This window comes from Corynebacterium kozikiae, from assembly GCF_024580965.1.
Taxonomy (GTDB): Bacteria; Actinomycetota; Actinomycetes; order Mycobacteriales; family Mycobacteriaceae; genus Corynebacterium; species Corynebacterium kozikiae.
The window spans coordinates 48,379-75,152 of record NZ_JANIKJ010000005.1; the positions used below are offsets into that span (position 1 = coordinate 48,379).

The 26,774-nt window shown below is 61.6% G+C and carries 24 protein-coding genes; 3 read left to right on the forward strand and 21 right to left on the reverse strand.

What is annotated here, in order from left to right:
- Window positions 1-10 precede the first annotated feature (10 nt).
- From NQ018_RS04880 to NQ018_RS04905, 6 genes are all read right to left on the reverse strand, one after another.
- Window positions 11-1,093, reverse strand: coding sequence for an alkene reductase (locus tag NQ018_RS04880; protein ID WP_257059019.1), 1,083 nt, complete (start codon window positions 1,091-1,093; stop codon window positions 11-13).
- Window positions 1,094-1,187: 94 nt separating this feature from the next.
- The gene (locus NQ018_RS04885; RefSeq protein WP_257054360.1) at window positions 1,188-2,477 is read right to left on the reverse strand and encodes a fatty acid desaturase family protein; all 1,290 of its coding nucleotides are present in this window, start codon (window positions 2,475-2,477) and stop codon (window positions 1,188-1,190) included.
- Between the two features lie 46 nt (window positions 2,478-2,523).
- A complete protein-coding gene (locus tag NQ018_RS04890; RefSeq protein ID WP_257037780.1) occupies window positions 2,524-3,591 on the reverse strand; it encodes a ferredoxin reductase in 1,068 nt (355 codons plus the stop codon).
- A gap of 107 nt (window positions 3,592-3,698) precedes the next feature.
- Window positions 3,699-4,994 (reverse strand): FAD-dependent oxidoreductase, encoded by a 1,296-nt coding sequence (locus NQ018_RS04895; RefSeq protein ID WP_257037781.1) that lies wholly within the window; start codon window positions 4,992-4,994, stop codon window positions 3,699-3,701.
- Window positions 4,995-5,071: 77 nt separating this feature from the next.
- Complete coding sequence (locus tag NQ018_RS04900; protein ID WP_257037782.1) at window positions 5,072-5,572, reverse strand: DUF6912 family protein; 501 nt, start codon at window positions 5,570-5,572, stop codon at window positions 5,072-5,074.
- A 1-nt stretch (window position 5,573) separates the two neighbouring features.
- Window positions 5,574-5,984 carry an HAD family hydrolase gene (locus NQ018_RS04905; RefSeq protein ID WP_257037901.1) on the reverse strand — a complete coding sequence of 137 codons (411 nt, stop codon included), beginning with the start codon at window positions 5,982-5,984 and terminating at the stop codon, window positions 5,574-5,576.
- A 279-nt stretch (window positions 5,985-6,263) separates the two neighbouring features.
- On the opposite strand from NQ018_RS04905, the gene NQ018_RS04910 reads away from it, so the two are divergent.
- Window positions 6,264-6,722 (forward strand): hypothetical protein, encoded by a 459-nt coding sequence (locus NQ018_RS04910; RefSeq protein WP_257037783.1) that lies wholly within the window; start codon window positions 6,264-6,266, stop codon window positions 6,720-6,722.
- Window positions 6,723-6,752: 30 nt separating this feature from the next.
- Here NQ018_RS04910 and secA read toward each other — a convergent pair whose 3' ends face one another.
- The 9 genes from secA to NQ018_RS04955 all read right to left on the reverse strand — a co-directional run bounded on the left by secA (window position 6,753) and on the right by NQ018_RS04955 (window position 18,354).
- A complete protein-coding gene (gene secA, locus NQ018_RS04915) occupies window positions 6,753-9,344 on the reverse strand; it encodes a preprotein translocase subunit SecA (protein WP_257052324.1) in 2,592 nt (863 codons plus the stop codon).
- A 487-nt stretch (window positions 9,345-9,831) separates the two neighbouring features.
- The gene (gene hpf, locus NQ018_RS04920) at window positions 9,832-10,494 is read right to left on the reverse strand and encodes a ribosome hibernation-promoting factor, HPF/YfiA family (protein ID WP_257059021.1); all 663 of its coding nucleotides are present in this window, start codon (window positions 10,492-10,494) and stop codon (window positions 9,832-9,834) included.
- Window positions 10,495-10,630: 136 nt separating this feature from the next.
- Complete coding sequence (locus NQ018_RS04925; protein ID WP_257059023.1) at window positions 10,631-11,098, reverse strand: ComF family protein; 468 nt, start codon at window positions 11,096-11,098, stop codon at window positions 10,631-10,633.
- A gap of 169 nt (window positions 11,099-11,267) precedes the next feature.
- On the reverse strand, window positions 11,268-13,103 hold the full coding sequence (gene lpqB, locus NQ018_RS04930) for an MtrAB system accessory lipoprotein LpqB (protein ID WP_257059027.1): 1,836 nt from the start codon (window positions 13,101-13,103) through the stop codon (window positions 11,268-11,270).
- Window positions 13,096-14,823 (reverse strand): MtrAB system histidine kinase MtrB, encoded by a 1,728-nt coding sequence (gene mtrB / locus NQ018_RS04935; RefSeq protein WP_257059193.1) that lies wholly within the window; start codon window positions 14,821-14,823, stop codon window positions 13,096-13,098. Before mtrB ends, lpqB begins: the two co-directional genes overlap by 8 nt.
- Before the next feature lie 39 nt (window positions 14,824-14,862).
- Window positions 14,863-15,540 (reverse strand): MtrAB system response regulator MtrA, encoded by a 678-nt coding sequence (gene mtrA / locus NQ018_RS04940; protein WP_257037788.1) that lies wholly within the window; start codon window positions 15,538-15,540, stop codon window positions 14,863-14,865.
- A gap of 89 nt (window positions 15,541-15,629) precedes the next feature.
- Complete coding sequence (locus NQ018_RS04945; protein WP_257059029.1) at window positions 15,630-16,247, reverse strand: dTMP kinase; 618 nt, start codon at window positions 16,245-16,247, stop codon at window positions 15,630-15,632.
- 127 nt (window positions 16,248-16,374) lie between these two features.
- On the reverse strand, window positions 16,375-17,844 hold the full coding sequence (gene ahcY / locus NQ018_RS04950) for an adenosylhomocysteinase (RefSeq protein ID WP_257037790.1): 1,470 nt from the start codon (window positions 17,842-17,844) through the stop codon (window positions 16,375-16,377).
- 159 nt (window positions 17,845-18,003) lie between these two features.
- Window positions 18,004-18,354, reverse strand: a complete 351-nt coding sequence (locus NQ018_RS04955) for a DUF4259 domain-containing protein (RefSeq protein ID WP_257052316.1) — start codon at window positions 18,352-18,354, stop codon at window positions 18,004-18,006.
- Between the two features lie 318 nt (window positions 18,355-18,672).
- Between NQ018_RS04955 and NQ018_RS04960 the strand changes: the two genes are divergently transcribed.
- Entirely contained in the window at window positions 18,673-19,476 is an 804-nt protein-coding gene (locus tag NQ018_RS04960; protein ID WP_257059032.1) for a hypothetical protein, read from the forward strand.
- A 64-nt stretch (window positions 19,477-19,540) separates the two neighbouring features.
- Here the strand turns inward: NQ018_RS04960 and manA are convergent, their stop codons facing one another.
- From manA to NQ018_RS04980, 4 genes are all read right to left on the reverse strand, one after another.
- Window positions 19,541-20,800 (reverse strand): mannose-6-phosphate isomerase, class I, encoded by a 1,260-nt coding sequence (manA, locus tag NQ018_RS04965; protein ID WP_257059034.1) that lies wholly within the window; start codon window positions 20,798-20,800, stop codon window positions 19,541-19,543.
- A 100-nt stretch (window positions 20,801-20,900) separates the two neighbouring features.
- Complete coding sequence (locus NQ018_RS04970) at window positions 20,901-21,995, reverse strand: hypothetical protein (protein WP_257059036.1); 1,095 nt, start codon at window positions 21,993-21,995, stop codon at window positions 20,901-20,903.
- Window positions 21,996-22,087: 92 nt separating this feature from the next.
- A complete protein-coding gene (locus NQ018_RS04975) occupies window positions 22,088-23,464 on the reverse strand; it encodes a phosphomannomutase/phosphoglucomutase (protein WP_257059038.1) in 1,377 nt (458 codons plus the stop codon).
- A 204-nt stretch (window positions 23,465-23,668) separates the two neighbouring features.
- Window positions 23,669-24,070 (reverse strand): DUF3499 domain-containing protein, encoded by a 402-nt coding sequence (locus tag NQ018_RS04980; protein WP_257059040.1) that lies wholly within the window; start codon window positions 24,068-24,070, stop codon window positions 23,669-23,671.
- Window positions 24,071-24,168: 98 nt separating this feature from the next.
- Between NQ018_RS04980 and NQ018_RS04985 the strand changes: the two genes are divergently transcribed.
- Window positions 24,169-24,621 (forward strand): metallopeptidase family protein, encoded by a 453-nt coding sequence (locus NQ018_RS04985; RefSeq protein WP_257059042.1) that lies wholly within the window; start codon window positions 24,169-24,171, stop codon window positions 24,619-24,621.
- Between the two features lie 114 nt (window positions 24,622-24,735).
- On the opposite strand, the gene NQ018_RS04990 is transcribed toward NQ018_RS04985, so the two are convergent.
- Entirely contained in the window at window positions 24,736-25,056 is a 321-nt protein-coding gene (locus tag NQ018_RS04990) for a WhiB family transcriptional regulator (RefSeq protein ID WP_306428433.1), read from the reverse strand.
- A 458-nt stretch (window positions 25,057-25,514) separates the two neighbouring features.
- On the reverse strand, window positions 25,515-26,654 hold the full coding sequence (gene manB / locus NQ018_RS04995) for a mannose-1-phosphate guanylyltransferase (protein WP_257059044.1): 1,140 nt from the start codon (window positions 26,652-26,654) through the stop codon (window positions 25,515-25,517).
- Window positions 26,655-26,774: the final 120 nt, after the last annotated feature.

Here is a 26,774-nt window from a genome sequence, read left to right on the forward strand (position 1 = left end):
CGAGCTGCGGTTAGGCTTCAGCGGACGCGAACGGATAGTCCGTGTACCCGTGCTCACCTGGGGTGTAGAAGGTGTCAAAGTCAATCGGATTGAGCTCCAGGCCCTCGCGCCAACGCCGAACCAAGTCTGGGTTCGCAATAAGCTCGCGGCCCACGGCTACGGCATCGGCAAGGCCGGACCCCATGATGTCCTCGGCCTCTGTGAGGTCGGTGACCTCCTGGAAGCCGGAATTGAGCACCACAAAGCCGCCGAACAGCTCACGCAGCCGCGTCACCAGCTCGCCCTTGTAGTCTTTGTGCAGGATGGAAAGGTAGGCAAGGCCCAGGTCCTTGATGCCTTCAATTAAGGCTTCGTAGGTTGCCAAGGCATCCTGCGGATCTTCCTCCAATACGCCTTGGATGTTGTGTTCTGGGGAAATGCGCAGGCCCACGCGGTCTGCGCCCACTTCTGCGGCCACCGCGCGCACCAGCTCCACCACAAACCGTGCGCGTGCCTGGGGCGTGCCACCGTAGGCGTCGGTACGCGTGTTGGAAACCGGGGAGAGGAACTCGTGCAGCAGGTAGCCGTTGGCGCCGTGGATTTCTACGGCGTCCACACCGGCGTCGATTGCGCGGCGGGCACCAGCCACGAACTCCTCGATCACCCGGTTGAGCTCTGACGTTTCCAGCGCCCGGGGTACTGGCAGCTCCATTTTGCCTTGCGGGGTATGCACGGAAACGCCGGGCGCGATCGCCGAGGGCGCCTCCGGCTCCTCCCCGCGAGTGAGGGGAGGCGGCGCCATCCTACCGGCATGCATCACTTGCATCACCAGCACTCCTCCGCGATCGTGCACGGCGCGCGCAACCCGACGCCACCCTTCCTGCTGCTCGGCGTTGGCAATGCCAGCCTGGCCCTCAAAACCCCTGGACCGGAAACTCGGGAAGGTGCCCTCTGTTACCAAAAATCCCACCGACGCCCGCTGCGCATAATACTCAACGTGGAGGTCGGTGGGGACGCCGTCTTCACCAGCGCGCTTCCTGGTCAGTGGGGCCATGGTGATGCGGTTCGCCAGACGCAGCGCACCCGCCTGGGCTGGTTGGAACAAGTCAGTCATGATCTGTTCAACCCCCAAAGCCGGGCGGCGTATTCCCGCGAAGCGTTCCGACGCCGCCCCAGGCACGCAAATGGAAGGCGCCAGGCCCCCACCCTTAGGCAGCGCGCGCTGCGGCAGCCTTGCTGGGGATGCGGCCGGAATAAATGCGGATTGCATCCTTCACGGTTGGGCGCAGTTTCTTGATGAGTCCGAGGCCCGTCTTGAGCCCGGAGCGGCGCCCCTGCTGCTCGCCTTCCCAGAGCTGGTCCTCCACTGGCTCGAATGCCCGGTTGGAGCGCACCTCCGGCGCGTTGTCCGGGCTTGCCAGCAGGAACTTGTTGGGCAGGGTGAGCTTGAGCAGAGTCTTTTGCACCTTGAACAACTGCACCGGGAAGGAATCCACGTTGTAGGGAAGATCGAATTCCTGGCACACCGCCTGGACCTTCTTCCCCACCGCCGCCAAGCGGTTGGAGGGCAGGTCTGGGAACAAATGGTGCTCAATCTGGTAGTTGAGGTTGCCAGACATGATGGTGAGCAGCCAGCCGCCGTGGAAGTTTGCCGACCCAAGCATCTGGCGCAGGTACCACTGGTTGTGGTCCTCGTTACGGAACTGCTCCTTGGTGAAGGTTTCCACCTCATCTGGGAAGTGGCCGCAGAAAATCACAGCGTATGCCCATACGGAGCGGGCAAAGTTGGCTACGGCGTTCGCGGCCACTGCCTTCGGGTAGTTCTTGCCCGCGAGCGCCGGGTAGAGCACGTAGTCGCGCGCCGTTTGACGGCCGGCTTTGCGGGTGGTTTCCCAGAACTTTTCCCTGGTGTCCTCCCACGAGGAGCGCCCGCTGAAGAAGCGGCCCAGCTCCACGTCGTAGTAGCCCACGGCCCACTGGAACATGGAGGCAAGCACGGTGTTCACCACCGGCTGGAATGCGTGCAATGGGCCCCACTTGCGGTCGCGGGTCACGCGCAGGATGCCGTATCCCACGTCATTGTCCATGCCAAGGACGTTGGTGTAGGTGTGGTGGACGTAGTTGTGGGAGTGCATCCACTGGGAGGAGGGGCACACGATGTCCCATTCCCAGGTGGTGGAGTGGATTTCGGGGTCGTTCATCCAGTCCCACTGGCCGTGCAGCACGTTGTGGCCGATCTCCAAGTTTTCCAGGATCTTGGCCAAGGTGAGCATGCTGGTGCCCGCCCACCAGGCGGCACGGTTCCCGGAGAAAATGAGGGCGATGCGCCCCGCCGCCTCCAGGCTGCGCTGGGTGCGGATGAGGTTTTTGATGTAGGCGACGTCTCGTGGGCCGAGGTCCTGCTCGACCTCTTCCCTGATGGCGTCCAGCCTGCGGCCGATTTCCGCGATGTCCTCATCGCTGAGGTGCGCGTAGGCCTTGATGTTGTCAATTGCCATGATGTGTTCGGTACTTTCCTTGAATGTTGTGGTTGGTGTGTTGGCGCTACTGGACCGTAATGTCCCCGCAGGCCACGGATACACAGGTGCGGAACCTTGAGCCCGGCTCGTGTTCCTCCCCGGTGCGCAGGTCCATCGCATGCCCCTCAGCGAGGGTTCGGGTGCAGGTGTGGCAGATGCCCATCCGGCAGCCAAAGGGCAACTGGGCCCCGGCTTGCTCACTAGCCTCAAGGACCGTGGTTGCGCCGTCCACGGTGACGCTGCGGCCGGACGGGAACGTAATGGTGCCGCCTTCAGCGTCGGACTCCCGCTCCAGGGAGAAGCGCTCCGTGCGCAGGGTGACGCCTTTGGCCTTGGCCCAGGATTCGAAGTCGTCGAGCATTGCCGAGGGGCCGCAAGCGTAGATGGTGCGCTGCGTAATGTCCGGGACGAACTGCTCGATGTTTTCCGGCGTGATGCGCGAACTTTCCGAGGTAATGCGGGTGACCAGGGTGAAGTTTTCCGGGTAGGTTTCGGCGAAGCGCTGCAGCTCCTCGGTGAACAGTTGCTCGCTTTCGTGGCGCGAGGAATACACCACGGCTACGTTCGTGGCACCGAACTGGCCGCGCTGCTCCATCGTGCGAAGCATGGAAATGATCGGGGTGATGCCCGTGCCGGCGGTGACAAAGGCGAGTTGCGCCGGTGGCGGGTCGCTTAAGTGGAAATCCCCTGCTGGGGCTGCTAAACGCACGGTGGTTCCCGGCGTCGCAGTGCCCACCAAGTGGTTGGAGAGCTTGCCTTTTTCCACCGCGCGCACGGTAATGCTGAGCGTGCCGTCTTCAGGCGTCGGGGCGTTGGTGAGCGAGTAGCTGCGCCAGGTGTAGCGCCCGTCTACCTCCACCCCAATTCCGATGTACTGCCCGGCCTCAAAGTGGGTAGGCACTCCCCAACCTGGGGTGATGCGCAGGTGGACGGCGTCGCCCTGACGCTCCACGGAATCAATTTTTCCGCGTAGCTCACGCGTGGACCACAGGGGGTTGAGCAACACCGAGTAGTCATCCGGGAGCAATGGCGTGGTGAATCTATGCAAAAGGCCTCGCACGCGTGCAAGGCCATCGGTGGTGCGTTGCTTCAACGGGCAACCTCTTCCGCACATAGGTGAAACTTACGTTCCAGTATCCTACGCAAGAGTAAGTTTTATTGTCAAAGGTAATTTTTCCTTAAGATCCACCGCTGCCACTGCTACGCCAACAGGGCGTTGAAAATTTCCGACGTAGACGGGTGCGTGAAAATGCCATCGCCCAACTCACTCGCGGTGATCCCGGCGCGCATCGCCACCGCCACAGTATTGATGAGCTCCTGGGAATCCACACAGAACAACACCGCGCCGAGGATCTGGTTTGTGCCTGCATCCAGCACAAACTGCACCACGCCTTCGGGCTGCTTGAGGATCTTCGGCCGCGGCACAATAGCCAGATCAGCCACCTTGGCCTGGCGAACCTCCACCTCAAAGCCCTGTTCACGGGCTTCCCGCTCACTCAGTCCGATGGTGGAAAGCGGCGGGTTACTGAAGGTGGTGCGGGGGTAAATCCGGCCAGCCCGGGTTCGTGGCTCACTCCCCGACCCCCAGCGATCAGCCATGACCACGCGGTGGTCGTCGTAGGAAAGGTAGGTAAATTGCGGGGCGCCGGTGACGTCACCCACCGCGTACACTCCGTCTACCGACGTCCGGCAGCGCTCATCCACCTCAATGCCGTCTGCGGAGTAGCGCACCCCAGCGGCATCAAGGCCCAGATCCTCCACCACGGGCTTGCGTCCCACCGCCATGAGCACCTTCTCCTCTGGTAGCGCTTTCGGGTCAGCAACCTTTTCATCCTTGATGGTGATGCCCTGACTCTCCAAGTGCTCGCGCACCGCTTGGGCGATCTCTGGGTCGAGGAAACCCAAGAACTCCTTGGAGCCGTTGTACAAGGTCACGGGCACGCCGAACTCGTTGAACATGGTGGCAAACTCAATGCCAATCGGCCCGGCACCCACGATGCCCAGCGAAGCCGGCTTGGCAGCAAGCTGCTGGATGCTGGTGGAATCATGCAGGCGCTCATCCACCTCCACTGAGGAGGCAGCACCGGTGTTGATCACTACCGTCTGCGCGGTGATCTCCAGAAGCTCGCCCTCGCCCGTGACCTGCACCGTGTGCGGGCCCACAAATCTGGCGTGCCCGTCAATAACCAGCGCCCCAGCGCCTTCAGCCATCGCCTTGTTGGCCGCGTTCAGCTTGGCAATAAAGCCATTGCGGTCTTCTTTAGCCTCAAGGTATTCCAGCCCAGCGGCGGCACTTTCCAGCAGCCGCTTGGTGGGAACGCAGGCGATGTTAATGCAGGTGCCGCCATACATCGACGGCAGCTTTTCCACGATGGCCACGCGGTCCCCCGCCTTGGCGCGCTTCATCGCAATGGTCTTGCCGGCCTTGCCAAAGCCGATGACCAACAGGTCAAGCTCGAGTGTTTCCTGGGTTCGGTGTTGTGTTTGGGGTGCCATTGATTCGCCTCGCTCTGAGCTGTGGAAGATGTACCACCCCAGCCTAGGCGCGAAGCTCACGCCCCTGCCACCACCACCTAGAGCATGAGCATGGCGAGCTCGGAGGGGTCGTACCACGCCATGAAGTTGTCTAGGGCGTCGCCAACCGCAAGCTCCGCGTCCTCATCGCCGAGGTCTGCTGCATCCACCAGCTCCACAGCCTTGGCGGTGGCCTCCTCAGCGGCCTCTAGGTCCACGTGAATCGCCGCGAGCTGGGCAAGCTTCACCTCAGGCTCAGCAAGCTTGACTACCGCTTCCCCACCATCGGGGTACAGCGCCACCTTGGAATCGTCAATATCCACGGAGATCACCACACGGCGATGAGGGTAGCGCCCTGCCTCGCCTGTGGCCAGGAGCCGCAGGGACGCCCGGGCCGCGTCGTCAAACGCAATCTCGCTGAGCTCCTCGTCCTCACCCTCGGTGAAGAACTCGCGCAGCGCCGGGGTCACCGCGAAGCCGTAGCCGGAGCGGGCGTGGAAGGCGCCGTTTTCTGCGAGCTCGGCGAGGATGTCAAAGGTAGCGGGGATGAACACGCGCATGCTAGAACTCTCCTTCAATGCCAAACAGGCCAGTAATTTCCACCACGGAACGCTCAAACTGCTGGTAGAACACCCCCACCAGGCCGCTTTCCACCGCGCCGCGCACGTTGAGGATGGAATCGTCCACCATCACACAATCGCTCATGGGCAGCCCTAACGCATCCGCAGCGGCCCGGAACGCTTCCTGGTCGGGCTTGTCCGCCCCAATTTCCCCGGAAAGCAGCACTGCATCCACCAAGCCCTGCTCTTCGAACGCGCGGATGGGCGCCGCACCTGGGCCACCTGGGTCATTGGAAAGGATTGCGGTGGCCACACCGTTTGCTCGCGCTGCCTGGAGAAGCCTCCGCCACCGGCGCTGCTCCTCCTCCGAGCCGTCCAGGACTCCCACATAGTCCACGATTAAGCCACGCACGCCTTCTACCACCTCGAAAAATTCCAAAACTCGACCCGCCAGGAGGGCACTCACGCTGATGAAACGGCCTCAATGTGGCGGGTTTTCACTATGCTATTACTTGCGCTCTTAGGAGAGCTTTTACTGCGCCCCAGCACCCGTGTGCGAGCCGCGCGCAAACCATGCCCATTGTTGCATACTGTTTCATACTTTTCTCGCTCCCCCAGCGCACGCAATCCGCAAAAGCTTGGGGGTACAAGATTGACCGGTCGCTTTGCCTGCCACGCAAGAAAGACCACTATGGACCTTCCCCCTTCGGTGCCTGAGCATACGGCCCAAGCCCTGGAGCCCATCCCCGGGCGCGCCATGCTCAAAGTTCTCAACCCCGAGCGCCTGCACTCCCCCTCCCCGCCGCCTGCCCCGTACCAGGAGCTCCCGCAGGAGGTGCAGCGCAAGGTCCGGCACCTCATCGAGGTTGCGCTGGCTGCGAGCTTCGGGCTTATCGACGTCCGCCGCCTCAGCCCCTCCCTCTTTGCCCCTCCGGTGCTGCGTAGCATCCGAGCCAGGCGGCGCGGAACCGCCCAGGGCGGGGCGATCACCAAAATGTCCATGCACCTGCGCGTGCGTTCACAGCGCATCGATGCCCTCGGCTCAGCAACCATCGCGGGCCAAGACATCCACCTGGGCTACGCCGCCATGGTGGCCGCCGATGAGGAAAGCACCCTGGGATTGCAGTTGCGATCCTTCAGGGTGCTTTAAACGCCTATGTGCCGGCCTTAGCCTGGGGCCTTAGCCGCCTACCACTGGGGCGGTGGGCACGCCGCCGTCTGGCTGGTCATCTCCAGCAACAGTGATGGTCGGCGCTGGCGCCTGGAACTGCTTGCGCAGCAGGAACAGTTGGCGCACCGTTTCTTCCTTGATGCCGTCCTTCATGGCATTGAACATGTCGCCACCCTCCTTCTGGTATTCCACCAGCGGGTCACGCTGTGCCATTGCGCGCAGGCCAATACCCTCCTTGAGGTAGTCCATCTCGTAGAGGTGTTCGCGCCACTTCTGGTCGATCACCGGGAGGATCACCATGCGTTCCAGGTTGCGCATCTGCTCCGGGCCGCCAATTGCAGCCACGTTGGACTCAAGCTCCTCGTATTGCTTGTGGGCATCCTCCAGCACCACAGTGCGGAGGTCCTCTGCGGAGAGCTCGCCCTTGGCCCCGTGGACGTCATCGTCGATGAGCGCCTGGTAATCCACGGATGGGCCATAGAGGGATTCTAGTGCGTTCCAGAGGCTCTCCAGGTCCCAGTCCTCCACATAGCCGCTGGCGGTTGCACCATCGACATAGGCTGAGACGGTGTCGTCGATCATGGATTGCACGTTCTCACCGATGTCCGCAGACTCCAGGATCGCGCGGCGCTCAGAGTAGATGACCTTGCGCTGCTCATTCATCACTTCGTCATACTTGAGCACGTTCTTGCGCATCTCAAAGTTTTGGTTCTCCACCTGGGCCTGCGCGCCCTTGATGGAGTTGGTCACCATCTTGGCCTCAATTGGCACATCATCTGGCACGTTGAGGCGGTTCATCAGGGACTCCATCTGTGGGCCCATGAAGCGCAGCATCAGGTCATCGCGCATGGACAGGTAGAAGCGGGTGGTACCTGGGTCGCCCTGGCGGCCGGCGCGGCCACGAAGCTGGTTGTCAATACGACGGGACTCATGGCGCTCCGTGCCCAGCACATACAGACCACCGGCTTCACGAACCTGCTCAGCGAGCTTCTGGCCCCGCTCCTTGACCTTGGCCAGCTCATCATCCCAGGCTGCCTCGTACTCCTCAGCCTTTTCCACCGGGTCAAGGCCGCGTTCACGCAAGTTGATGTCTGCAATAATGTCCGCGTTGCCGCCGAGCACAATGTCCGTACCGCGGCCGGCCATGTTGGTGGCCACCGTCACGGCACTTGGCAGGCCGGCACGGGCGACGATCTGCGCCTCCTGCTCGTGGAACTTCGCATTGAGCACCGAGTGCTTAATGCCGCGACGCTGCAGCAGCTTGGAGAGGTACTCGGAGCGCTCCACGGAGGTGGTACCCACCAGCACCGGCTGGCCCTTGTCCACGCGCTCGGCGATGTCATCCACCACCGCTGCAAACTTTGCTTCCTGGGTCTTGTAGACCAGGTCGGAGAGGTCCTCACGCTGGTTCGGGCGGTTAGTGGGGATCGGGATCACGTTGAGCTTGTAGATCTGGTGGAGCTCAGCAGCCTCGGTCTCTGCGGTACCCGTCATACCGGAGAGCTTTTCGTAGAGGCGGAAGTAGTTCTGCAGGGTGATGGTTGCCAGGGTCTGGTTTTCATTCTTGATCTCCACCCCCTCCTTGGCTTCAATCGCCTGGTGCATGCCCTCGTTGTAGCGGCGGCCCGCGAGCACACGGCCGGTGAAATCATCCACAATGAGCACTTCACCGTTGCGCACGATGTAGTCCTTGTCCCTGGTAAACAGCTCCTGCGCCTTGATGGCGTTGTTGAGGTAGCTCACCAACTGGGAGTGCTCAGGGGCGTAGAGGTTGTCGATGCCGAGCTGATCCTCAACGAACTCAACACCCTCTTCCTTAATGCCGACGGTGCGCTTGCGGCGGTCAATCTCATAGTGGATGTCCTCCTTCAAGCGAGGCGCGATCTGGGCGAACACGCCATACCACTGGGAGGAACCGTCAACAGGTCCGGAGATGATGAGTGGGGTGCGGGCCTCATCAATGAGGATGGAGTCCACCTCGTCCACGATGGCGTAGTGGTGGTCACGCTGCACCGCCTCGTTGAGGTTGCGGACCATGTTGTCACGCAGGTAGTCGAAGCCCAGCTCGTTGTTGGTGCCGTAGGTGATGTCAGCATTGTAAGCAACGCGGCGCTGCTCAGGGCGCATATCGGAAAGGATGACGCCCACCTCCAGGCCGAGGAATCGGTGGACGCGGCCCATCCACTCGGCGTCGCGCTTGGCCAGGTAGTCGTTCACCGTCACCACGTGCACACCCTTGCCCTCCAGGGCGTTGAGGTACGCGGGGAGCACACAGGTCAGGGTCTTACCCTCACCGGTGCGCATCTCAGCAACGTTGCCAAAGTGCAACGCCGCGCCGCCCATAATCTGGACGTGGTAGTGCTTCTGACCGAGCACACGCCAGGAAGCCTCGCGAGCGGTGGCAAACGCCTCAAGGAGCAGATCGTCTACGGTTTCACCGTTTGCGATCCGCTCCTTGAACTCAGCGGTCTTGGCCTTCAGTTCCTCATCGGAGAGCGCTGCGTACTCCTCGTCGAGAGCCGCTACTTCCTTGGCAATGTGGTCGAGGCGCTTCACAGCGCGTCCCTCGCCCATGCGGAGGATCTTAGAAAGTCCGAACACGAAAGATTCCTTCTTTGCTTGTTGCTTTTGCTAGTTGCTTACTTGCCGCTAGGCCGCGCCCATGATCTAGCCGGCGCTTCGTTCCGCGTCCCCAACTGCGGGAGCTCCAAAGCACCCGAAATACTGGGCACACATACAGTCTTCTGATTGTACGCGTTAAGGCCACATTAAGAAACCTCATGCTTTGGGGTTGGTGGTGCGCCTGGCGTGAGCGCCTCTGCGTGGGGGTTTAGGCGTTGGATTAGGCCTTGGTTTAGGCGTTGGTTTAGGCGTTGGTCGATGGCTTAAAGTCGATAGGCCGTTGCGTTGGTCGATAGGACGGCTATTTTCGGGGAAATCCGCGTCCTATCGACTTTGAGCTATCGACCAACGCGTCCTATCGACCAACACGCCAGCACCCCGACACACCAGCACACCAACCCCCCCAACCCCACAAAAAAGGAAGCCCACCACCAGGTGGGCTTCCAAATCAAGTGCTCACCAGCACCTATTCAGCGTTCTTCAAGGAGATCAAGCCGTAGTCAAAGGCGTGGCGACGGTACACCACGGATGGCTGGTTGTTCTCCTCGTTGATGAAGAGGTAGAAGTCGTGGCCAACGAGCTCCATCTCGGAGAGGGCGTCGTCCACGCTCATTGGGGTGGCCTCGTGCTCCTTGGTACGCACGATCTGGCCTGGCACTACATCCTCGACCATGTCGGCGTATGGGTCGGTGTCGTACTGATTCTCCGCGCGTGCCTCCTCGGCTTCCTGCACGAGCGCTGCAGCTGCCTCGCCGGTGCTCATTGGGGCGCGGTGGCCGGAAAGGGAGATGGAACGGCGAGCCTTCACCTTGCGCAGCGAGCGCTCCATGCGGGCGAGTGCGGTTTCCAGTGCGGCGTAGAAGCTATCTTCCTTCGCCTCAGCTCGTGCGATGTGCCCCTTGCCGGTTGCGGTGATCTGGATGCGGTCGGAGGCATCGGAGCGGCGTGGGTTTGGCTCGTGCTGGAGCTCTACGTGGAAGAAGGTGAGGGTGGGATCCAAACGTGCAATCTTTGCCAGTTTTGCGTTGACCCGTTCCGCGAAGTGCTCTGGCACCTCAACGTTGCGACCAGTAATGGAAACCTGGACCTCTGGGGAGAGCGTCTCGTTGTTTGCAGCAGGCGTGGACATAATCACGTACCTTCCTGTTCAGCCGCCCTGGCGGAGGTGAATCGGATTACTCACTCCACCCAACTATGGCGGGGATCAACTTCCACATCCAAGGATACATCTGGTCATAACAAGTTCGCTAAAAGTTGGAGCTGCATCACGCACTGATCCACCCCAATCCCCCTGCCACCTTCGCTCCTGCGCTGCTGAGAGCACTTGCCGCCGCAATGAGCGTTGCCCCCGTTGTGATCACATCGTCCACCAAGAGCACCTCCCGCCCGCGCAGGAGGGCGGCTTCGGGGGCGAGGCGAACCGCCTGTTGCATGTTTTGCCGACGCGCCTGCGCGCTCAGTCCCACAGACTCCAGGGCCTGCTCACTGTGGTAGAGGGCCTGCACATAGGGGAAACTGCAGTGTGCGAGCGCACGGGCCATGTGGTCACCGCCGCGCGCCCGCGCTGAGCTGCGCTTACTCGGCGCGGGCACGAGCACCACCTGGCCGCTCACATGCCCTTGCTCAATCAACCGTGACACCGCCGACTGCGTGATTGCCCCGAGGTACTGGGCGGCGTCGGCACGCCCTCGCTCTTTGTAATGCACCACGGTGCGGCTGCGGACCTCGCTCATGGGCCCGAGCGCCCACAGCGGCCAATGCGCGAAGCTGCGCGTGCTGATCCTACCCGGCGGACTGCGCCATTCCCGCAGGCAAGCAGCACACATGGTGTGGCCCGGCGCGTTGCAGCCCACGCAGCGCCGCGGCAAGAGTAGTTCCCCCAATCCCCACATGGGGCCAATTCTAGCGAGTGACCAGCATGATGGAGCGGTTGCCTTCCAGGCCCTGGACTTCGCGCCAGTAGCTGGCGGTGGTGCCGCCGTTGGGGAGCTCGAGGGCCGCGCGGTTGTCGGTGACGTAGAGCATCGATGGCCCGGCGGCAACGGAGAGCACGGGGGCCACAATGTTGCCGCTGGGCAGCGGGGCTACGGTTGCACCGTCGGCGGCCACAGCCCATACGGGGGCCTCGGAGTTCGCGGTTCCTACTACCAGGGAGCCGTCCATCTGCCAGTCCAGGGCGGTGGCGGTGTCGCCGATTGCGGCAGCTACCTCCTGGATGCTGGTGAGCCTGCGCTCCCCCGCGTTGGGCCGCGCCACCACGGCGGTGTACACGCGGCCGTCCATGATGAACGCCGCGCGCACGCCGGTTGGGGAGAGCTGGAATTGGGAGAGGTCACCGATGTCAGCGCCGAGGGCGGAAATATCTACTTCATTGGTGGAGATCTCGCCGGTTTCCGCCGAGCGTGAGACGCGCACCAACGTCTCCCCGTCCACCACTGCCCAGGCGCTTGTTCCGCCCTGCTCAAAGGTGGGTTGGGAGATGCGCTGCGCGCGGAGAACCTCGGTCACGTCTCCGCCAATCGCACCCACCACGAGCGCGCGTTCGCCGCCTGCACCGTCTCCGGTCACCTGCACCGCCGCGATCGTATTGTTGGTAGCCGCCACTCGTGCCGACTCCAACGTGTTGAGCGTGGTGAAGTCCCCGCCAACCCTTTGCACGGCATCGTCACTGAGCTGGTACAACACACCGCCGGTCAGGGAGTACACCTGGCTCACAGCGTTTGGGGTTGCCTGCGGGTTGTACTCAGGGAAGGAATCGGCGGTGAATTCAGTTTCGCCGAGCGGGCCCGGCACGTCCTCGCCGTCAAAGCGGAACCGGTACGGACCTGGGACTTCCGCCATAGCGAGCGTCCACACTGCCTGTCCAAGGAAACGGCGTAGCGCATCTTCGGCCATGCCCACCATGCCGGTGAATTGGTACACGCCGTCGGAGTTGCCTGCATAGGCCGCGGTATCCGGCAGCTCATCGATCACCCCCGGCGCGAGGTCCGCAGAAGGCCCCGCCACCAGAAGCTGCATCAGAGAGGAATCCAGGTTGGACATCCCCGTGAACAGCCAGCGGCGATCCTGCACCAGCACCTTGCCCGAGGGGTCAAAGAAGTACACGCCGCGGGGATTATAACGATTACGCAGCTCAGAGCGCTCAAACACAATCTGGTTGCCTAGCTCATCCAGGCGCCACTGCCCGTCGATGCGCTGCAGCGTCACCCTGTCCGTAAACGTCTCCTGCCGTGGCCGGTAGGCGCCACCTTCCGTGATAGAACCGACGATCGTGCCACGCACCTCATAGCTGCGCCGCTCCGTCTCCAGGTTCACCGAGTTGATCTCAAAGCGGTCCACCACCACGATCTCGCTGCCAGGATTCCAGGTTTCGCTGGCGGCCGGCGTGAGGAAGCTCCGGGCGTTTGAGTAGGACTGCGAAGGGTCCGAGCTCGCAATGTAGAAATCACGCAGCAGCAGGTCCGGGTCACGATCTTGAATCGGGCCTACCTGCGCCTGCTCCGCGGATCCCTCAAAGGCGCGCAGCACCTGCGGCTCGGAATTGCTCGGTAGCGAGGCGCAGGCACCCAAGGTCAGGGAGCACACCAGCACAAGTCCGCTTGCCGACGCTGCCCGGCGCCAGCGCGGGGCCGGCTCACACGCGGCGTCGGCTCGTGCGCTGCGGGGCGCTAGTTGAGAACCCGGAGACGGACTCGGATTCGGATTCGGATTCGGTGAGCGCCACCTGAAGTTACGCATGGTTGCCCTCCTCGGATTCAGACGCGGGTTCCCCAAGGTGCGCCGGGCCGTCGAGGTCTGGCCCGTCGAGGTCTGGATCGTATGCTGCGGCGAGCTCGGCCTCATCCACGGCGTCCTCATCAACCTCAATTTCATTGTGTTCCGCGGCGGTTGCGTTTGGGGCATCGGCGATGGCTGGCGTGACGTCCACATAGCGCTCCTTCGGCGCTTCGAGGACAATTGGCGGTTCGATGATCTCCTGCCCAGGCTCACGGGGCAGGATGAGGCGGAACATGGTGCCTACCGACTTCATACCGGCAGCGTCCAGGGTGCCGCCGTGGAGGCGGGTGTCCTCTAGGGAAATAGCTAGGCCAAGGCCGGTACCGCCGGAGTGGCGTTTGCGGGAGGGGTCGGCGCGCCAGAAGCGGTTGAACACCAAATCTTCCTGGCCGTATTCCAGGCCCACACCGTGGTCCACCACGGCCACGCCCACGGCGTATTCGTTTTCCTTCAAGGTCAACTCCACCGGGTTACCCTCGGAGTGGTCAAGGGCGTTGGCCAGCAGATTTCGCAGGATGCGTTCGATTCGGCGGGAATCGCCATTGATTCGCACCGGCTCGTCTGGCATGTCCACGTGGACGGGAACGTTGAGCTTTGCCGCAATGTGTTCGGTTTGCTGCACCGCGGCTTGCACGCACTGGCGCAGATCAATGGAGCTGGTGGCGAGGTCGGCCACGCCGGCGTCGTGGCGGGAAATCTCCAACAGGTCATTGAGCAGGGACTCAAACCGGTCCAGCTCGTGGACCATCAACTCAGAGGCCCGGCGGGTACTGGCTGGCAAGTGCTCGGCATCATCCACGATCATGTCCGCGGCCATGCGGACCGTGGTCAGCGGGCTGCGCAGCTCATGTGACACGTCAGAGGTGAACTGCTTTTGCAGGTTGCCGTACTCCTCAAGCTGATTGATCTGTTTGCTCAAGGATTCCGCCATGGCATTGAAGCTCACGGCGAGGCGGGCCATCTCATCTTCACCGTCCACCACCATGCGTTCGCGCAGGTGCCCAGAGCTGAAGCGCTCGGCGATGCGGCTCGCGGAACGCACCGGGGTGATCACCTGCTGCGTGAGCAGCCAGGCGATGCCCACCAGGAGGACCACCAGCACAATCGCCGCACCGGAGAACAGACCACGGAGCAGGGCGAGGGTCGCCTCGTCCTGCTCCAAAGACAGCACGAGGTACACCTGCAGGTTCGGAATGTCTGTTTCGGTTGGGGTGCCGATGATGAGTGCTTTGTACGGCGAAGCGTCGGCACGCTCGATGGTGGCGTACTGGTAGGACACCTGCCCCTGGCTGACAAAGGACCGCAGGCGTTCGGGGATGCGGTAGCCCTCTGGGGATGCGAGGACGCTGCCGTCGGGGTTGTTGACGATCAGCACGGGCTCGTAGACCGCCTGGTCACCGGCGGTGGTGCCCTGGTTCACCAAGGCCGCGCGAGCCGATTGAAGGCGGACTTGGGTGCTACTGGCGGTGCCGGTGGCGTCGATTTGCAGTTCAACGGCGGCGCGAGCGCGGTCGATCTCATTGTTGGCCAGCTCCAGTTTGGTGTTCACCAGGCGTTGGGTCACAAAACTCACCAGCACAAAGGCGAGCACGAGCATCACTACGGCAGAGGCCACCAGGATGGAGCCCAGAACCCTTGTTTGCAAAGAGGTACGCCACCGTTCCGTGAAGCGGTGGCGCATCTTTGTGGCGAATTGCAACACTTGTGCCACGGTGGTGAACTACTCCTGGCCGGTCTTGTATCCAACGCCGCGGACGGTACGCACAATCTGCGGGCGTTCGGGGTCAATTTCTATCTTGGAACGCAGGCGCTGGACGTGCACATTCACCAGGCGGGTATCCGAGGCGTTGCGGTATCCCCACACCTTTTCCAGCAACTCCTCGCGGCTAAACACTTGCCCAGGCTTTTGGGCGAGCTCCAAGAGGAGGTCGAACTCCAGTGGGGTGAGCGGGATCTCATCGTTTCCGCGGCGCACAACGTGGCCGGGGACGTCGATCACCAAGTCACCAACCTCGATGGTGTGCACGTCCTCTTCCTCGGTGCGGCGCAGGCGCGCGCGGATGCGTGCCACCAACTCCTTGGGTTTGAAAGGCTTGTTCACATAGTCATCCGCGCCGGACTCCAGGCCCAGCACCACGTCCACGGTGTCCGTTTTGGCAGTGAGCATCACGATCGGCACCTGGGAAACCTTGCGGATGGCACGGCAAATATCGATGCCATTCATGCCCGGGAGCATGAGGTCCAGCAGAATGAGGTCTGGTTGCTCGCGTTCAAAGGTGCCGAGTGCTTCCGCGCCGTCCATGACCGCAACGGTGTCAAACCCATCAGCCTCCAGCACGATGGAAAGCATCTCAGAGATTGCTGGGTCATCATCCACCACGAGGATCTTGTGAGCCATGACGAGGAGCACCTTTCACTAACCAGCGGGACGTATTCGGGGTTGCCGCCGAAAAAAGGCAGCACTACACACGCAATGCTACCGAACTGCTAGGACAGATGGTGCTGCACACGGCGCACAACGTCCGCCGGTGTATCACTTGGCTCCACCACGATCCAGGGGGAAACCCACTTGCTTTCCGCAAGCGCGTGGAACGCCTGATCCACGCGGTGTTGGAGGCTGCTGCTTTGCTCATAGGCGTCTTTTTCCCTCGTTGCGTCCAGTTTTGCACGGTGCGCCGCGCGCTCCATGGCCAACTCAGGCGGGGTGGCCAGGAATACCTGCAGGTCAGGGGTGGGTACGCCGAGGGTGGAGAACTCCAGCTCCTCCACCCACTGCTGCATCGCCGGGTCCTGTGTGCGGGCCACGCTGTAGGCCACGTTGGAGGCAACGTAGCGGTCCAGCAGGAGGTGCTCCGTGGCGATGCCTTGGTATGCGCGGACCTGTTGGGCGGCATCTGCGCGGTCGAGGGCGAACAGGGTTGCCATGGCGTATGCGGAATCGATGAGGTCACCCATCTGGCCATACAGCGCCTTGCTGGCAAGTTGCGCGTGCACCGATTCTTGGTAGCGCGGGAACGCCAGCACGCTCGCATGGAGCGCCTCGCGGATAGCCCCCATGAGGGTGTTTTTCCCCGCGCCGTCGATCCCCTCGATCGCAATGATCACGCGCCTACTCCTTCCACTTCGCTACCTGAACGCCCCTCCGCTTCCCCCGCCCCACACTTGGAACTTGGGCCTTGGGTCTTGGGCCTTGGGGGCGTCGGGAAATTGCTACCGGAAGCCCTACCCTGCTCTAGTAGCGGTAGTGCTCTGGCTTGTACGGGCCGGCTACGTCCACGCCGATGTACTCTGCCTGCTCCTTGGTGAGCTCGGTGATGTTGCCACCGAGTGCCTCCACGTGGATGCGGGCAACCTTTTCATCGAGGATCTTGGGAAGGCGGTACACCTCATTGCTGTAGCGGCCGTCGTTTTGAAACAGCTCGATCTGTGCGATGGTCTGGTCCGCGAAGGAGGTGGACATCACGAAGGAGGGGTGGCCAGTGGCGTTGCCCAGGTTGAGCAGACGGCCCTCGGAAAGCACAATGATCGCGCGGCCGTTCGGCAAGGTGAACTCGTCTACCTGCGGCTTGATGGTGGTGCGGGAGACGTCGGTGCGGTGGAGCAGCGAGGCCATGTCGATCTCATTGTCAAAGTGGCCGATGTTGCCGAGCACCGCGTGGTCCTTCATCTCAAGCATGTGCTCAAAGGTGATGATGCCCATGTTGCCGGTTGCGGTGATCACGATGTCCGCGTCCGCGATCGCCTGCTCCACGGTGACCACAGGGAAGCCGTCCATGAGTGCCTGCAGCGCATTGATGGGGTCTGCTTCTGTGACCTTCACTCGCGCGCCCTGACCGGCCATGGCCTCGGCGCAGCCCTTTCCGACGTCACCATATCCGCAGATCAACACATTCTTGCCACCCATGAGCATGTCTGTTGCGCGGTTGATGCCGTCGATCAGTGAGTGGCGCGTGCCGTACTTGTTGTCGAACTTGGACTTGGTCACCGCATCATTGACGTTCATCGCAGGGAAAGGCAGCACGCCTTCTTCGGCGAAGTGGTACAGGCGGTGGACACCGGTGGTGGTTTCCTCCGTCACGCCCTTCACCTCCTGGGCGATGGCATCCCACTTGGGCCCCTCCTCCGCCAGAACGCCGCGCAGCATGTTGAGGAACGCCTGGTACTCGTCCGAATCACCGTCTTGCACGGGTGGAACCACGCCGGCCTGCTCAAACTCGCGGCCGCGGATGACGGCCATGGTGGCATCACCGCCGTCATCCAGGATCATGTTTGGCAGCACGCCTTCGCCCCAGCTAAAGATCTGGTTGATGCACCACCAGTACTCATCCAAGGTCTCGCCCTTCCAGGCGAACACCGGCACACCCTGCGGATCCTCCGGGGTGCCTTCCTTGCCCACCACAACTGCAGCGGCTGCCTCGTCCTGGGTGGAGAAGATATTGCAGGAAGCCCAACGCACCTCAGCGCCCAAGGCAACCAGCGTTTCAATGAGGACGGCGGTCTGCACCGTCATGTGGATGGAGCCAGCAATGCGGGCGCCGCGCAGCGGCTGCTCATCCTTGTATTCCTCACGCAACTGCATCAGACCCGGCATCTCATATTCAGCCAAACGAATCTGGTGGCGGCCTGCCTCCGCGAGGCTGAGGTCTGCGACCTTAAAGGCCAAAGGTGCGGTCTGCGGGGTCAGGTCAGAGGATGCTGCCATGGTGAAGGTGTACTCCTTGGGGAAAGCTGGATAGGCGGTTGGCCGTATTGCTGGATAGCTGGTTTTAGAGTCTATCGCACACACCGGACGCGCCGGACGCACCGGACTCACCTGACGCCACAGACGCCACGGCCGCTACGGCCGCCACCCGAGGAACGGCTAGCTCAACGCCTCCAGGAAGGGATCCAGGTCCTCTTCAGTCTCCGCCTGCTCCAACACCCCGGAGGCTAGCTCCCGCAAGGTTTCGTCGGCTTGCCCACTGAGCTCCCTGATGAATGGATACTCATCCACGATTTCCCCAGAGCTGTACGGGGCGCCGGACCAGATGGCCGCGATTGTTGCAGCAGCCAGCGCGTTCAGTTTGTCCGTTTCCCCCGCGGTGGGGTCCTGTGCGAGCAGGCAGGCATCACGCACAGATTCCACAATATCTTCTGCTTCCAGGGAAAGCAGCTCCTCCAGGAAGTCTGTATTGGCTTCCTCAGTAAAGATTTCGGTGTCCCAGCCGCTCATTCGTCCGGTGTTCCTTTCCTTGCGGAGTGCTACGGGGTATTCACGTTTCAGTCGATTTCATTTTTCAGGCTGATACTTCACTTTCATACCCGCAAAATCTGCAGAACGCATGCAGATCCTTTGTGATTACTTGCTCAAGCCAAGTCCCACCGGGCGCGCCGGTATCCCACATTGTCACCCTCGAATGCGCCGTGAATGCGCCGTGACCAGTGCCAGGAGGTGTAGTTGTGTGATAGCGTCGCTACTACTGAGAGAATTGTGTCCGATTTGTGATCAAAATGTGATGGTGTTTTTGAAGGCCACTCAGGAGGAAATCTCATGCGTCCGCATCGCCCGGCTGAGCCCCCACAGGCGCGCCGACTCCTCCTGTTCGTCGCCGCCGGGTGCACCGTAGCACTCCTCGTAGGCGTGCTGGTGTGGCGCTATGCGCTGCAGCCACCGGCTCCTACGGTGGATGCGGGCCCGGCGATCACTTCCACGCAAGACCCCGCGCAGGCAGCTCAGCGCAACTCCGCTCGCCGCGCAACGGATTCTGCAGCACGCGCCGAAGACAATGCGCAGTTGCACTCAACCTGGCCAGGCGCTGCAGGTTTCTCCTCCGGCTTTACGACGCCGCGCAGCCGCTCCACTGCATCAGGCACGCAGGCGGAAACAGGGATCCCGCTGGTTACTGCGTCTACTCCGATCTCCGCGCCGGCGCCGGTTCCAGGTTCAGGATCGGGTTCTGCAAACTCTTCGGGCACTCAGGGCGCTGGAAATCGCCCGGCCACACCGACGTGGGGCAACGAGCCAACTTCGCCTGAGTACAATCCGCCGCAACCTTCCCCACCGGGCACTTCTCCGGCGCCGCCGCCAGTGGATCCCACAAATCCAGGTGACCCAGATCCAACCACTCCCCCAACCACCGGTCTCCCTGAGCCCACTGAGCCTGTTGGGCCTGTTGAGCCAAGGCCTACGGATCCCACTGATCCACCAATAACTACACCGATTGATGAGCCAGATCTTCCGCTTGTCCCCGGCGATCCCGATGCACCAACTGACCCCGCGGAACCGGTGAGCGAACCAGTTGATCCAGCCTCCCCCGGTACTGGAACTGGAATTGGAATTGGCGCAGAAGCGTAAGTAGGAATGTGAGGGGGAGTTGGCTCAAGCCCCCCCGACCAGCTCCTGTTGCTGAACTGACGTACTAACCAACGGTGGCGATGAAGATTTCGCCTTCGCCCTGTACCCGCACTGCTGCCTCGTTGGCTGCTACCCAGGCGGCGTCGGTAGGCCTGAGGGTTTGACCATCGATTTCTACTTCGCCGCTGGTGACCAAGAGGATAGTTGGACCGTGGTGTTCCACGGTGGTTTCCCCGTTGATGGCGCGCTTTTCCAGCGCGAATTCCTTAATGGGGATGGGGTACACGCCGCCTTGGGGTTGGATTTTGGGGTCCTCAATGGATTCAAAGCGCAATACGCGGACGAGTTCGGGGACGTCCACGTGCTTGGAAGTCAGGCCGCCGCGGAGAACGTTGTCTGAGTTCGCCATGATTTCCACGCCGAGGCCGCGGACGTAGGCGTGCAGGTTGCCGGCGTCTAGGTAGGTGGCCTCGCCTGGCTGCAGGACCACGTGGTTGAGCAGTAGTGCGCCGAGGACACCCATGTCACCTGGGTAGCGTTCGGCCAGCTCCACGATGTTGCGCAATGTTACCAGCATCCATTCCTCAACGGCCTGCTGATCAGCAACATCCGTTCCAGCTTCAGCACCGCTTAGCACCGCCTGTGCGCACTCCACTACGGAGTTGATGAGCTCCACCCGCGCTGCTTGTGGGATGGAGATCCAGGTGGTGAACAGGGCGCGGAGGTTTTCGGATTCCGCGGCGGGGTCGTCGCTGAGTAGGGAGAGCGAGCGATCCAATCCCGTGCAGCCCAGCGCCGCGAACAGCTTTCGGGTTTTCGCCAGTGGGCGGAAGCCAGCCATGGCGTGGAACTCGGTGAGCGCCACGATGAGTTCCGGCTTATGGTTGTTGTCTTTGTAGTTCCTGTTGGCAGCACCTAGCGGAATGCCAGCGGCGTTGTCTCGTTCAAAGCCTTCTTTCGCCTGCTCCAACGATGGATGCGCTTGAAGAGATAGCGGCTGGTCAGCGGCCAGCAGTTTCAGGAGGAACGGAAGGCGCTCGCCATAGGTTTCAATCACCCGGTCACCTAGTTGCTGCGCCGGATCAGCATCAATGAGTGCCGCCAAGGTTTCCTGCTGAGCGCCTGGGGTGCGGGATGGCCCACCGGGGTGGGCGCCGTACCAGAGTTCTGCGATTGGCTTTTCACCACTCAGATACTCTGCAACTGCCCCGTTGGGTTGTTCGCTGGCGTTGCCAGCGGCGGGGGGCTGAGCCTGGCGCATTTGCGGGATCAGTGTCCGCGAACCCCAAGGGTAGTACTGGGCAATCGGGGTGAGCAGTTGCATCTGTTTCCTTTGGTTCCTCACGTTTGGGCCTTGCAAGCCCTGGCAAGCCTCAGCGTCTGCCGTAGGTCGCCATTTTCCCAATAGAGCTTATATGTAATTGCTAAAAGAAGGCACTCGCTGCGAATCCGCGGGTCACCAAACGGAGCGTGGCGGCCAGGTCAAGATTGCGCAGCGCCACTCCTTCTTGGGCAACAGGGTCCGCCACGGTGGGATCGCCCCACACCAACACTTTCATCGGCAATGCCGCCGGTGCTGTGCCAGCGCCGGCCCCATCCCCAGATGTAGGGTCTGCATCACCGTCAATGAAGGGGTCATAAAAGACATCGCGTTCCGTGCCATTCCGGCTCCCTTCCCGGTACCTTCGATCCAGCTCTCGCATGCTTGCTTGCAGGGTGTCGTGCTCCAAGTAGCTACTCAGTACGCCTTGGGCGGACCAGAGTGTGGCCATCAATTCCGCTATTGCGCTGGTCACCCCAGCGGCGTTGTCCGGATCATAAGGCGCAGAAGGGTCCTGCCCAACGCCGGTGTGCAGCATCGAATGGCGCAAAGCCGCCTCTGCAAGCTGGCGCGCGGGATTCACCAATACGTCACGTTCCGGTGAGCATTTCAGCAGCTCATCGTCCACTTCCTCCGCAGCACGGCTCAATGCCTCTGCAATCAAGCTGCGTTCTTGGGTAAAGCTCTGTGCGAGCACTTGCACAAGCGCTACCACGCGCGCGGGGCTCGGACCTTGGACTGCGGGCAGTGGCGGAACGGTAATTACAGAGGCGGGGGCGTCGTTTTGCAAGGGCCCCTCCCCGCCTGCGGCGAGTACTACGGGAACGCCTTTGTTCGCAGCGACCGAGATCTCATTGGCTAGGCGCTCGAATTGCCGGCGCTCCGTGACCACCAGCACCACATCCAGCGCACCCACATAGCGCGGAATCTGTTTTGTCACCACTACCGGAAAGGCGTAAGGCGCCTGCAAAACAGCGCCCAGACGGGCGGCGGCGTGGGAAATATGGTCACCAGCCACTACCACCAAGCTGCGTGGCTGCACACCTACTCGCTCAAACATCCCATGCTGAAGCTGCTGGGCCACATTACGCAGTTGCGCTCCCTCATGGGCAATGTCAAAGAAGCGCACTGCCTCCGGGGAGTAGCGGCTGCCGTCGTCCCAACTATCCGTGCTGTCTGTACTTTCAGTGCGAGCCATGGTGGCCATTGTAGTGAGCCACCCCGACGCGCCGCCGCACCAAACTCACAAACTTTCGAACAGTAATTCGAACACTCGGCGGGAAACCGCACCTAAGCGCGAATGATCCCCAGAATCTCCTGCACCAAAGCATCCACCTCTTCCTGAGTTGGCGCCTCAACGTTGAGGCGCAGCAAAGGTTCGGTGTTGGAGGCGCGAACATTGAACCACGCCGGGGTGCCCTTGAGCTCCACCGTCACGCCGTCCAAATGATCCACTGATTCAGTGCGCTCAGCGAAGGCGTCCAGCACTGCCTGCGTACGTTCCTTCTGTGCCTCAGCACTGGCGAGCACCGAGTTGATCTCGCCCGAAGCAGCGTAGCGGGTGTACTCCCCCATCATCACGGACAGCGGCTGGTCCTGCTCACCCAGTGCTGCCAGCACGTGCATGGCTGCCAGGATGCCGGAATCCGCGTTAAAGAACTCGGAAAAGTAGTAGTGCGCGGAGTGCTCGCCACCGAACACGGCACCGGTCTGTGCCATCTGCGCCTTGATGAAGGAGTGACCCACACGGGTACGCACTGCGGCGCCGCCGTTTTCCTCAATAATCTCCGGCACAGCCTTGGAGGTGATGAGGTTGTGGATGATGGTAGAACCAGGGCGTGCGGCGAGGTAGCGCTTGGCCACAATGCCACAGATCGCGGAGGGGCTCACAGGCTCGCCGCGCTCATCGACTACGAAGCAGCGGTCGGCGTCGCCATCAAAGGCAAGCCCAATGTCCGCGCCTACCTTTGGGGTGAACTCTTGCAGGTCCACGAGGTTCTTCGGGTCCAGGGGATTGGCTTCGTGGTTGGGGAAGGTGCCGTCGAGCTCAAAGTACAGAGGCTCAATTTCCAGTGGCAGCCCGCGGAATACCTCTTCCACAGTGTGGCCGGCCATGCCGTTTGCGGCGTCCACAGCCACCTTCAGTGGGCGGATGTTGGAAAGGTTCACAAGCTCACGCAGGTATGCACCGTAATCCGCCAGGACATCGCGGTTCGAAATGCTGCCCTGGGCGCCGTCGTACTGCGGCACGCCCTCCACCAGGAGGTCAATGATCGTGCCGAGCCCCGTCTCCTGCCCCACCGGACGAGCGCCGGAGCGGCACATCTTGATGCCGTTGTACTCAGCGGGGTTGTGGCTGGCGGTGAACATGGCACCTGGGCAGTCCATCACGCCAGAGGCGTAGTACAGTTCATCAGTGCTGGTCAGGCCAAGCATCACGACGTCCACACCTTGCTCGGTGGCGCCTTCCGCAAACGCGGCCGCCAGGCTGGGTGAGGAAGGCCGCATGTCGTAGCCGATCACGATCTTGCTTGCGCCTTCCTGGCGCATCAGGTGGCCGAATGCGGCACCGGTGTCTTTGATGAATACCTCATCAATCTGCTCGCCGACGATCCCGCGGACGTCATACGCCTTGATGATCTGAGCAACCTGCTCGCGAGTGCGCATGGAGTTTCCCTTTCTTTCGAGCAACATTCGAACCAAAAAGACCACTGAAAAAGACCACTTAGTCAATGCAGGTAAGCACCTGCTGGGCTTGCTCGAATTCTTCCTCAGGGCATTGTACGCGCACCAACGCCGAAAACCGCCAACGGTTGCACAGGGCAGCCACGGCGGTCAAAGATTGGGCCCGAATGTGAAGTTCATTCGCTCCTAGTTCGCGTCATTCTCAGGGCTTGGCACCACACGTAGGTGGGCGCGGCGGGCCTCTTTGCGGTCCGTGCGGAATACCGGATGGTTGGGTTCCGGGAATACCGGAGGCTGGGTGCTGGGGTTTTCCACCAGGCCGGTGGTGGTGCGGCCAGCCTCACGCACGGCTTCGGCCAGTGCGGTGAGGTCTTCATCGTCTTCTTCGATGGCATCCACGCGGAGCAATTCCCAGCCAAGGGGGGCGGTGATGCGCTGTGAGTGGTGGGCACAGAGGTCCCAGCTATGCGGGTCCGTGCTGGCGGCGAGGGGGCCAACCACAGCCACGGACTGCTGGTACGCGTAGGTCAAAGTTGCCACTGCGGGTTTGCCGCAGCCGGGACGGGAGCAACGTCGAAAGTGATTCACGGAAGTAGAGTCTAGACCCCAAGTTGAGGTTTAGGTAGTGGGAGTTTTCTCGGCGCGGGAGCCGCTCGCGGTCCCAGCCAGGCTTTAGGCTGGTCACTATGCACATTCGCCCCAATCGGAATCGTCACGGAAGAGGCGTTCGGGGGCCACTTATCCCCACGCAGGTCCCCCGCTACCGCACGCGGCGGGAGAGTTTCGACGCCGCCGTGTTGGAAGCATACGCACCACTCCAACAGCGCTTTGGCCGCCAGCTCGGGCAGCTCGACATCGCAGTGGACACCGTTCCCAGGATGCGGCTGAGCATCCACGACCAACTCCCGGACGAGATCACCGCGGACGGCCCCATCCCGCTTGGCCGGGTGATTCCTGCGGGCATTGACCCTTCGGGGCGGCCAACCCGCGCCCGGATTGTGCTCTTCCGGATGCCCATCGAACAGCGGGCGCAACACGCACTGGACCGCCAAGAGCTGCTCACGAAAGTACTCACGTCCCTGGTAGCCAATTACCTTAACGTGCGCCCGGAGGACATTGATCCGAACTACGCGCCCTGAGCAGTTCAATAAGGAAAGCGCCCTGCGGTTCTCATGGAATCCGCTTTGGGCGCTGAGTTCTGGGGCCTTACTTCAGTGCCAGCCGGAATGCTTCCGCGGCCACCTCGAGACCCTTTAGATAATGTCTCGCTTCAGGCGGCGGCGCTCACGCTCGGAAAGGCCGCCCCAGATGCCAAAGCGCTCGTCATGCTCGAGTGCATACTCCAGGCACTCATCGCGCACGGCGCAGGCCTTGCAGATGCGCTTTGCCTCGCGGGTGGAACCACCCTTTTCCGGGAAGAATGCCTCGGGATCAGTTTGAGCACAGAGGGCCTGCTCCTGCCACTCTTGCTCAACAACACCAAAGATGTCGTCGAGGGTCAGCTCACGCGTTGCACGAGCTTGAGGCGCGGCATTGCCAGCGATTTCTTCCACGCCACCCTCCTCTTCTTTCATTGGGCCAACACTTCAAAAAAGCGCTCTATACGCGATAGGTGCTTTTCATCCCACCATAAACGCCAGCAGGTGATTCAAGGCCAAAGGTGTGAATCAGGAAAGGCCCATCATGCTGGAGCTTCAAGCGAGATTGCCAGTGCGGCATACGTTCAAAACTTCTACCGATATTTCTTCGCCGCGCGTCCCACGCAGCGAATTACACACTTGCGATTCAACACGCCAACACAAGATCACGTCAACCTGAAGCCAAGATTAGTAGCCAGAAAATTTTATTTTCCCAGTTCAACACATTGGCAAGTCACAACAGTCACAGAACCCCCGCGGCGGGGGCATGCCACGGGGGTACTAAATATTGTGTCCATTTCTCGATTGGGCACCATAGGGACGGTATTGAAGCTGAAACCCATCAGAAAAACTGAGAGCAGCGTGTCATGCACCACCCTGGGAATCGGCGCGTGCTAGGCGTCGGAACTGAAACGAATGCCGTTATCAGGAATCACCACACCGGGCCACACACGCATGCCGTCGCGTAGCTCGCAACGTGCGCCCACCACGGCGCCTTCGCCAATAATGCAGCCGGAAACCACAGCGTTTGCGCCGATCCGCGCACCCGAGGAAATGATGGAGTCCGCGATCACCGCACCTGGCTCAATGGTCACACCGTCAAACACCACGGTGTCATCCAACCTGGCGCCCGCGCCGATCTCCGAACCGCGGCCCACCACGGTGCCACCGAACAGCAGTGCGCCATCCCGTACTGCCGCAGTGGAATCCACCAAGGCCTCACCAGTCATGCCGGACAGCAGCGGCGAAGGCGCAATACCGCGCACCAGGTCCGAAGAACCACGGATAAAGTCCTGCGGGGTTCCCATGTCACGCCAGTAGGCATTATCCACGTAGCCGTACACCTTGCGGCCATCTTCCAGCAGTTGCGGGAAGGTTTCACGCTCCACGGAAACAGGGCGCCCTGCGGGGATTTCCGCGATCAACTCACGCTTGAACACATAGCAACCGGCGTTGATCTGGTTGGTTGGCGGGTCCTCGGTCTTTTCCAAGAAGGCGCTCACGCGACCATCGGCGTCCGTTGGCACGCAGCCGAAGGCCCGGGGATCCGCCACGCGCACGAGGTGCATGGTGACGTCGGCATCCTTTTCATGGTGGTAATCCAAAATGCCGCCCAAATCGGTGCCGCCCAGGACGTCGCCGTTGAACACCATCACGGTGTCTGCACGCAGCTTCTCGTACACGTTGCGGATGCCGCCGCCGGTGCCTAGCGGGTGCTCCTCCACCACATAGTCAATCTCCAGGCCGAACTGCTCGCCGGTTCCGAAGTAGGCCTCAAACACCTCCGCCTTGAAGGAAGTTCCCAGCACCACATGCTGAATACCCGCGGCCTGGATGCGTGCCAGCAGGTGTGAGAGGAACGGCACACCAGCCGTAGGCAGCATTGGCTTTGGGGTGGATACCGTCAGCGGGCGCAGGCGTGTGCCCTTGCCACCAACCAAAATCACTGCGTCAGTGGTTGCGCCATGCACGCTTGGCACGTTTGGCACGCTATTTGCGCTCGCGCCAAGGGCCACAAATTGCCCAGCAGACATTCCTTGAGCACTCCTTCAGGATCAAACTTCAGTCTCGAAAACTCGATTTGCCACTTAATCTATCTGGCCAATGGCGCAAACCTTTACACGCCGCGCCACGGCCGAGGGGTTCTGGGCCCC

Bases quoted from the DNA above. Each gene is read 5' to 3' on its own strand.
- NQ018_RS04880 (WP_257059019.1), bottom strand. From the start codon at position 1,093: ATGACTGACTTGTTCCAACCAGCCCAGGCGGGTGCGCTGCGTCTGGCG.
- manB (WP_257059044.1), bottom strand. From the start codon at position 26,654: ATGTCTGCTGGGCAATTTGTGGCCCTTGGCGCGAGCGCAAATAGCGTG.
- NQ018_RS04925 (WP_257059023.1), bottom strand. From the start codon at position 11,098: ATGAGCGAGGTCCGCAGCCGCACCGTGGTGCATTACAAAGAGCGAGGG.
- ahcY (WP_257037790.1), bottom strand. From the start codon at position 17,844: ATGGCAGCATCCTCTGACCTGACCCCGCAGACCGCACCTTTGGCCTTT.
- NQ018_RS04990 (WP_306428433.1), bottom strand. From the start codon at position 25,056: ATGAAAGAAGAGGAGGGTGGCGTGGAAGAAATCGCTGGCAATGCCGCG.
- manA (WP_257059034.1), bottom strand. From the start codon at position 20,800: ATGCAACTGCTCACCCCGATTGCCCAGTACTACCCTTGGGGTTCGCGG.
- lpqB (WP_257059027.1), bottom strand. From the start codon at position 13,103: ATGCGTAACTTCAGGTGGCGCTCACCGAATCCGAATCCGAATCCGAGT.
- mtrB (WP_257059193.1), bottom strand. From the start codon at position 14,823: ATGCGCCACCGCTTCACGGAACGGTGGCGTACCTCTTTGCAAACAAGG.
- hpf (WP_257059021.1), bottom strand. From the start codon at position 10,494: ATGTCCACGCCTGCTGCAAACAACGAGACGCTCTCCCCAGAGGTCCAG.
- NQ018_RS04970 (WP_257059036.1), bottom strand. From the start codon at position 21,995: ATGGCTCGCACTGAAAGTACAGACAGCACGGATAGTTGGGACGACGGC.
- NQ018_RS04985 (WP_257059042.1), top strand. From the start codon at position 24,169: ATGCACATTCGCCCCAATCGGAATCGTCACGGAAGAGGCGTTCGGGGG.
- NQ018_RS04975 (WP_257059038.1), bottom strand. From the start codon at position 23,464: ATGCGCACTCGCGAGCAGGTTGCTCAGATCATCAAGGCGTATGACGTC.
- NQ018_RS04895 (WP_257037781.1), bottom strand. From the start codon at position 4,994: ATGGCACCCCAAACACAACACCGAACCCAGGAAACACTCGAGCTTGAC.
- NQ018_RS04885 (WP_257054360.1), bottom strand. From the start codon at position 2,477: ATGGCAATTGACAACATCAAGGCCTACGCGCACCTCAGCGATGAGGAC.
- NQ018_RS04910 (WP_257037783.1), top strand. From the start codon at position 6,264: ATGGACCTTCCCCCTTCGGTGCCTGAGCATACGGCCCAAGCCCTGGAG.
- NQ018_RS04900 (WP_257037782.1), bottom strand. From the start codon at position 5,572: ATGCGCGTGTTCATCCCCGCTACCTTTGACATCCTCGCCGAGCTCGCA.
- mtrA (WP_257037788.1), bottom strand. From the start codon at position 15,540: ATGGCTCACAAGATCCTCGTGGTGGATGATGACCCAGCAATCTCTGAG.
- NQ018_RS04960 (WP_257059032.1), top strand. From the start codon at position 18,673: ATGCGTCCGCATCGCCCGGCTGAGCCCCCACAGGCGCGCCGACTCCTC.
- NQ018_RS04955 (WP_257052316.1), bottom strand. From the start codon at position 18,354: ATGAGCGGCTGGGACACCGAAATCTTTACTGAGGAAGCCAATACAGAC.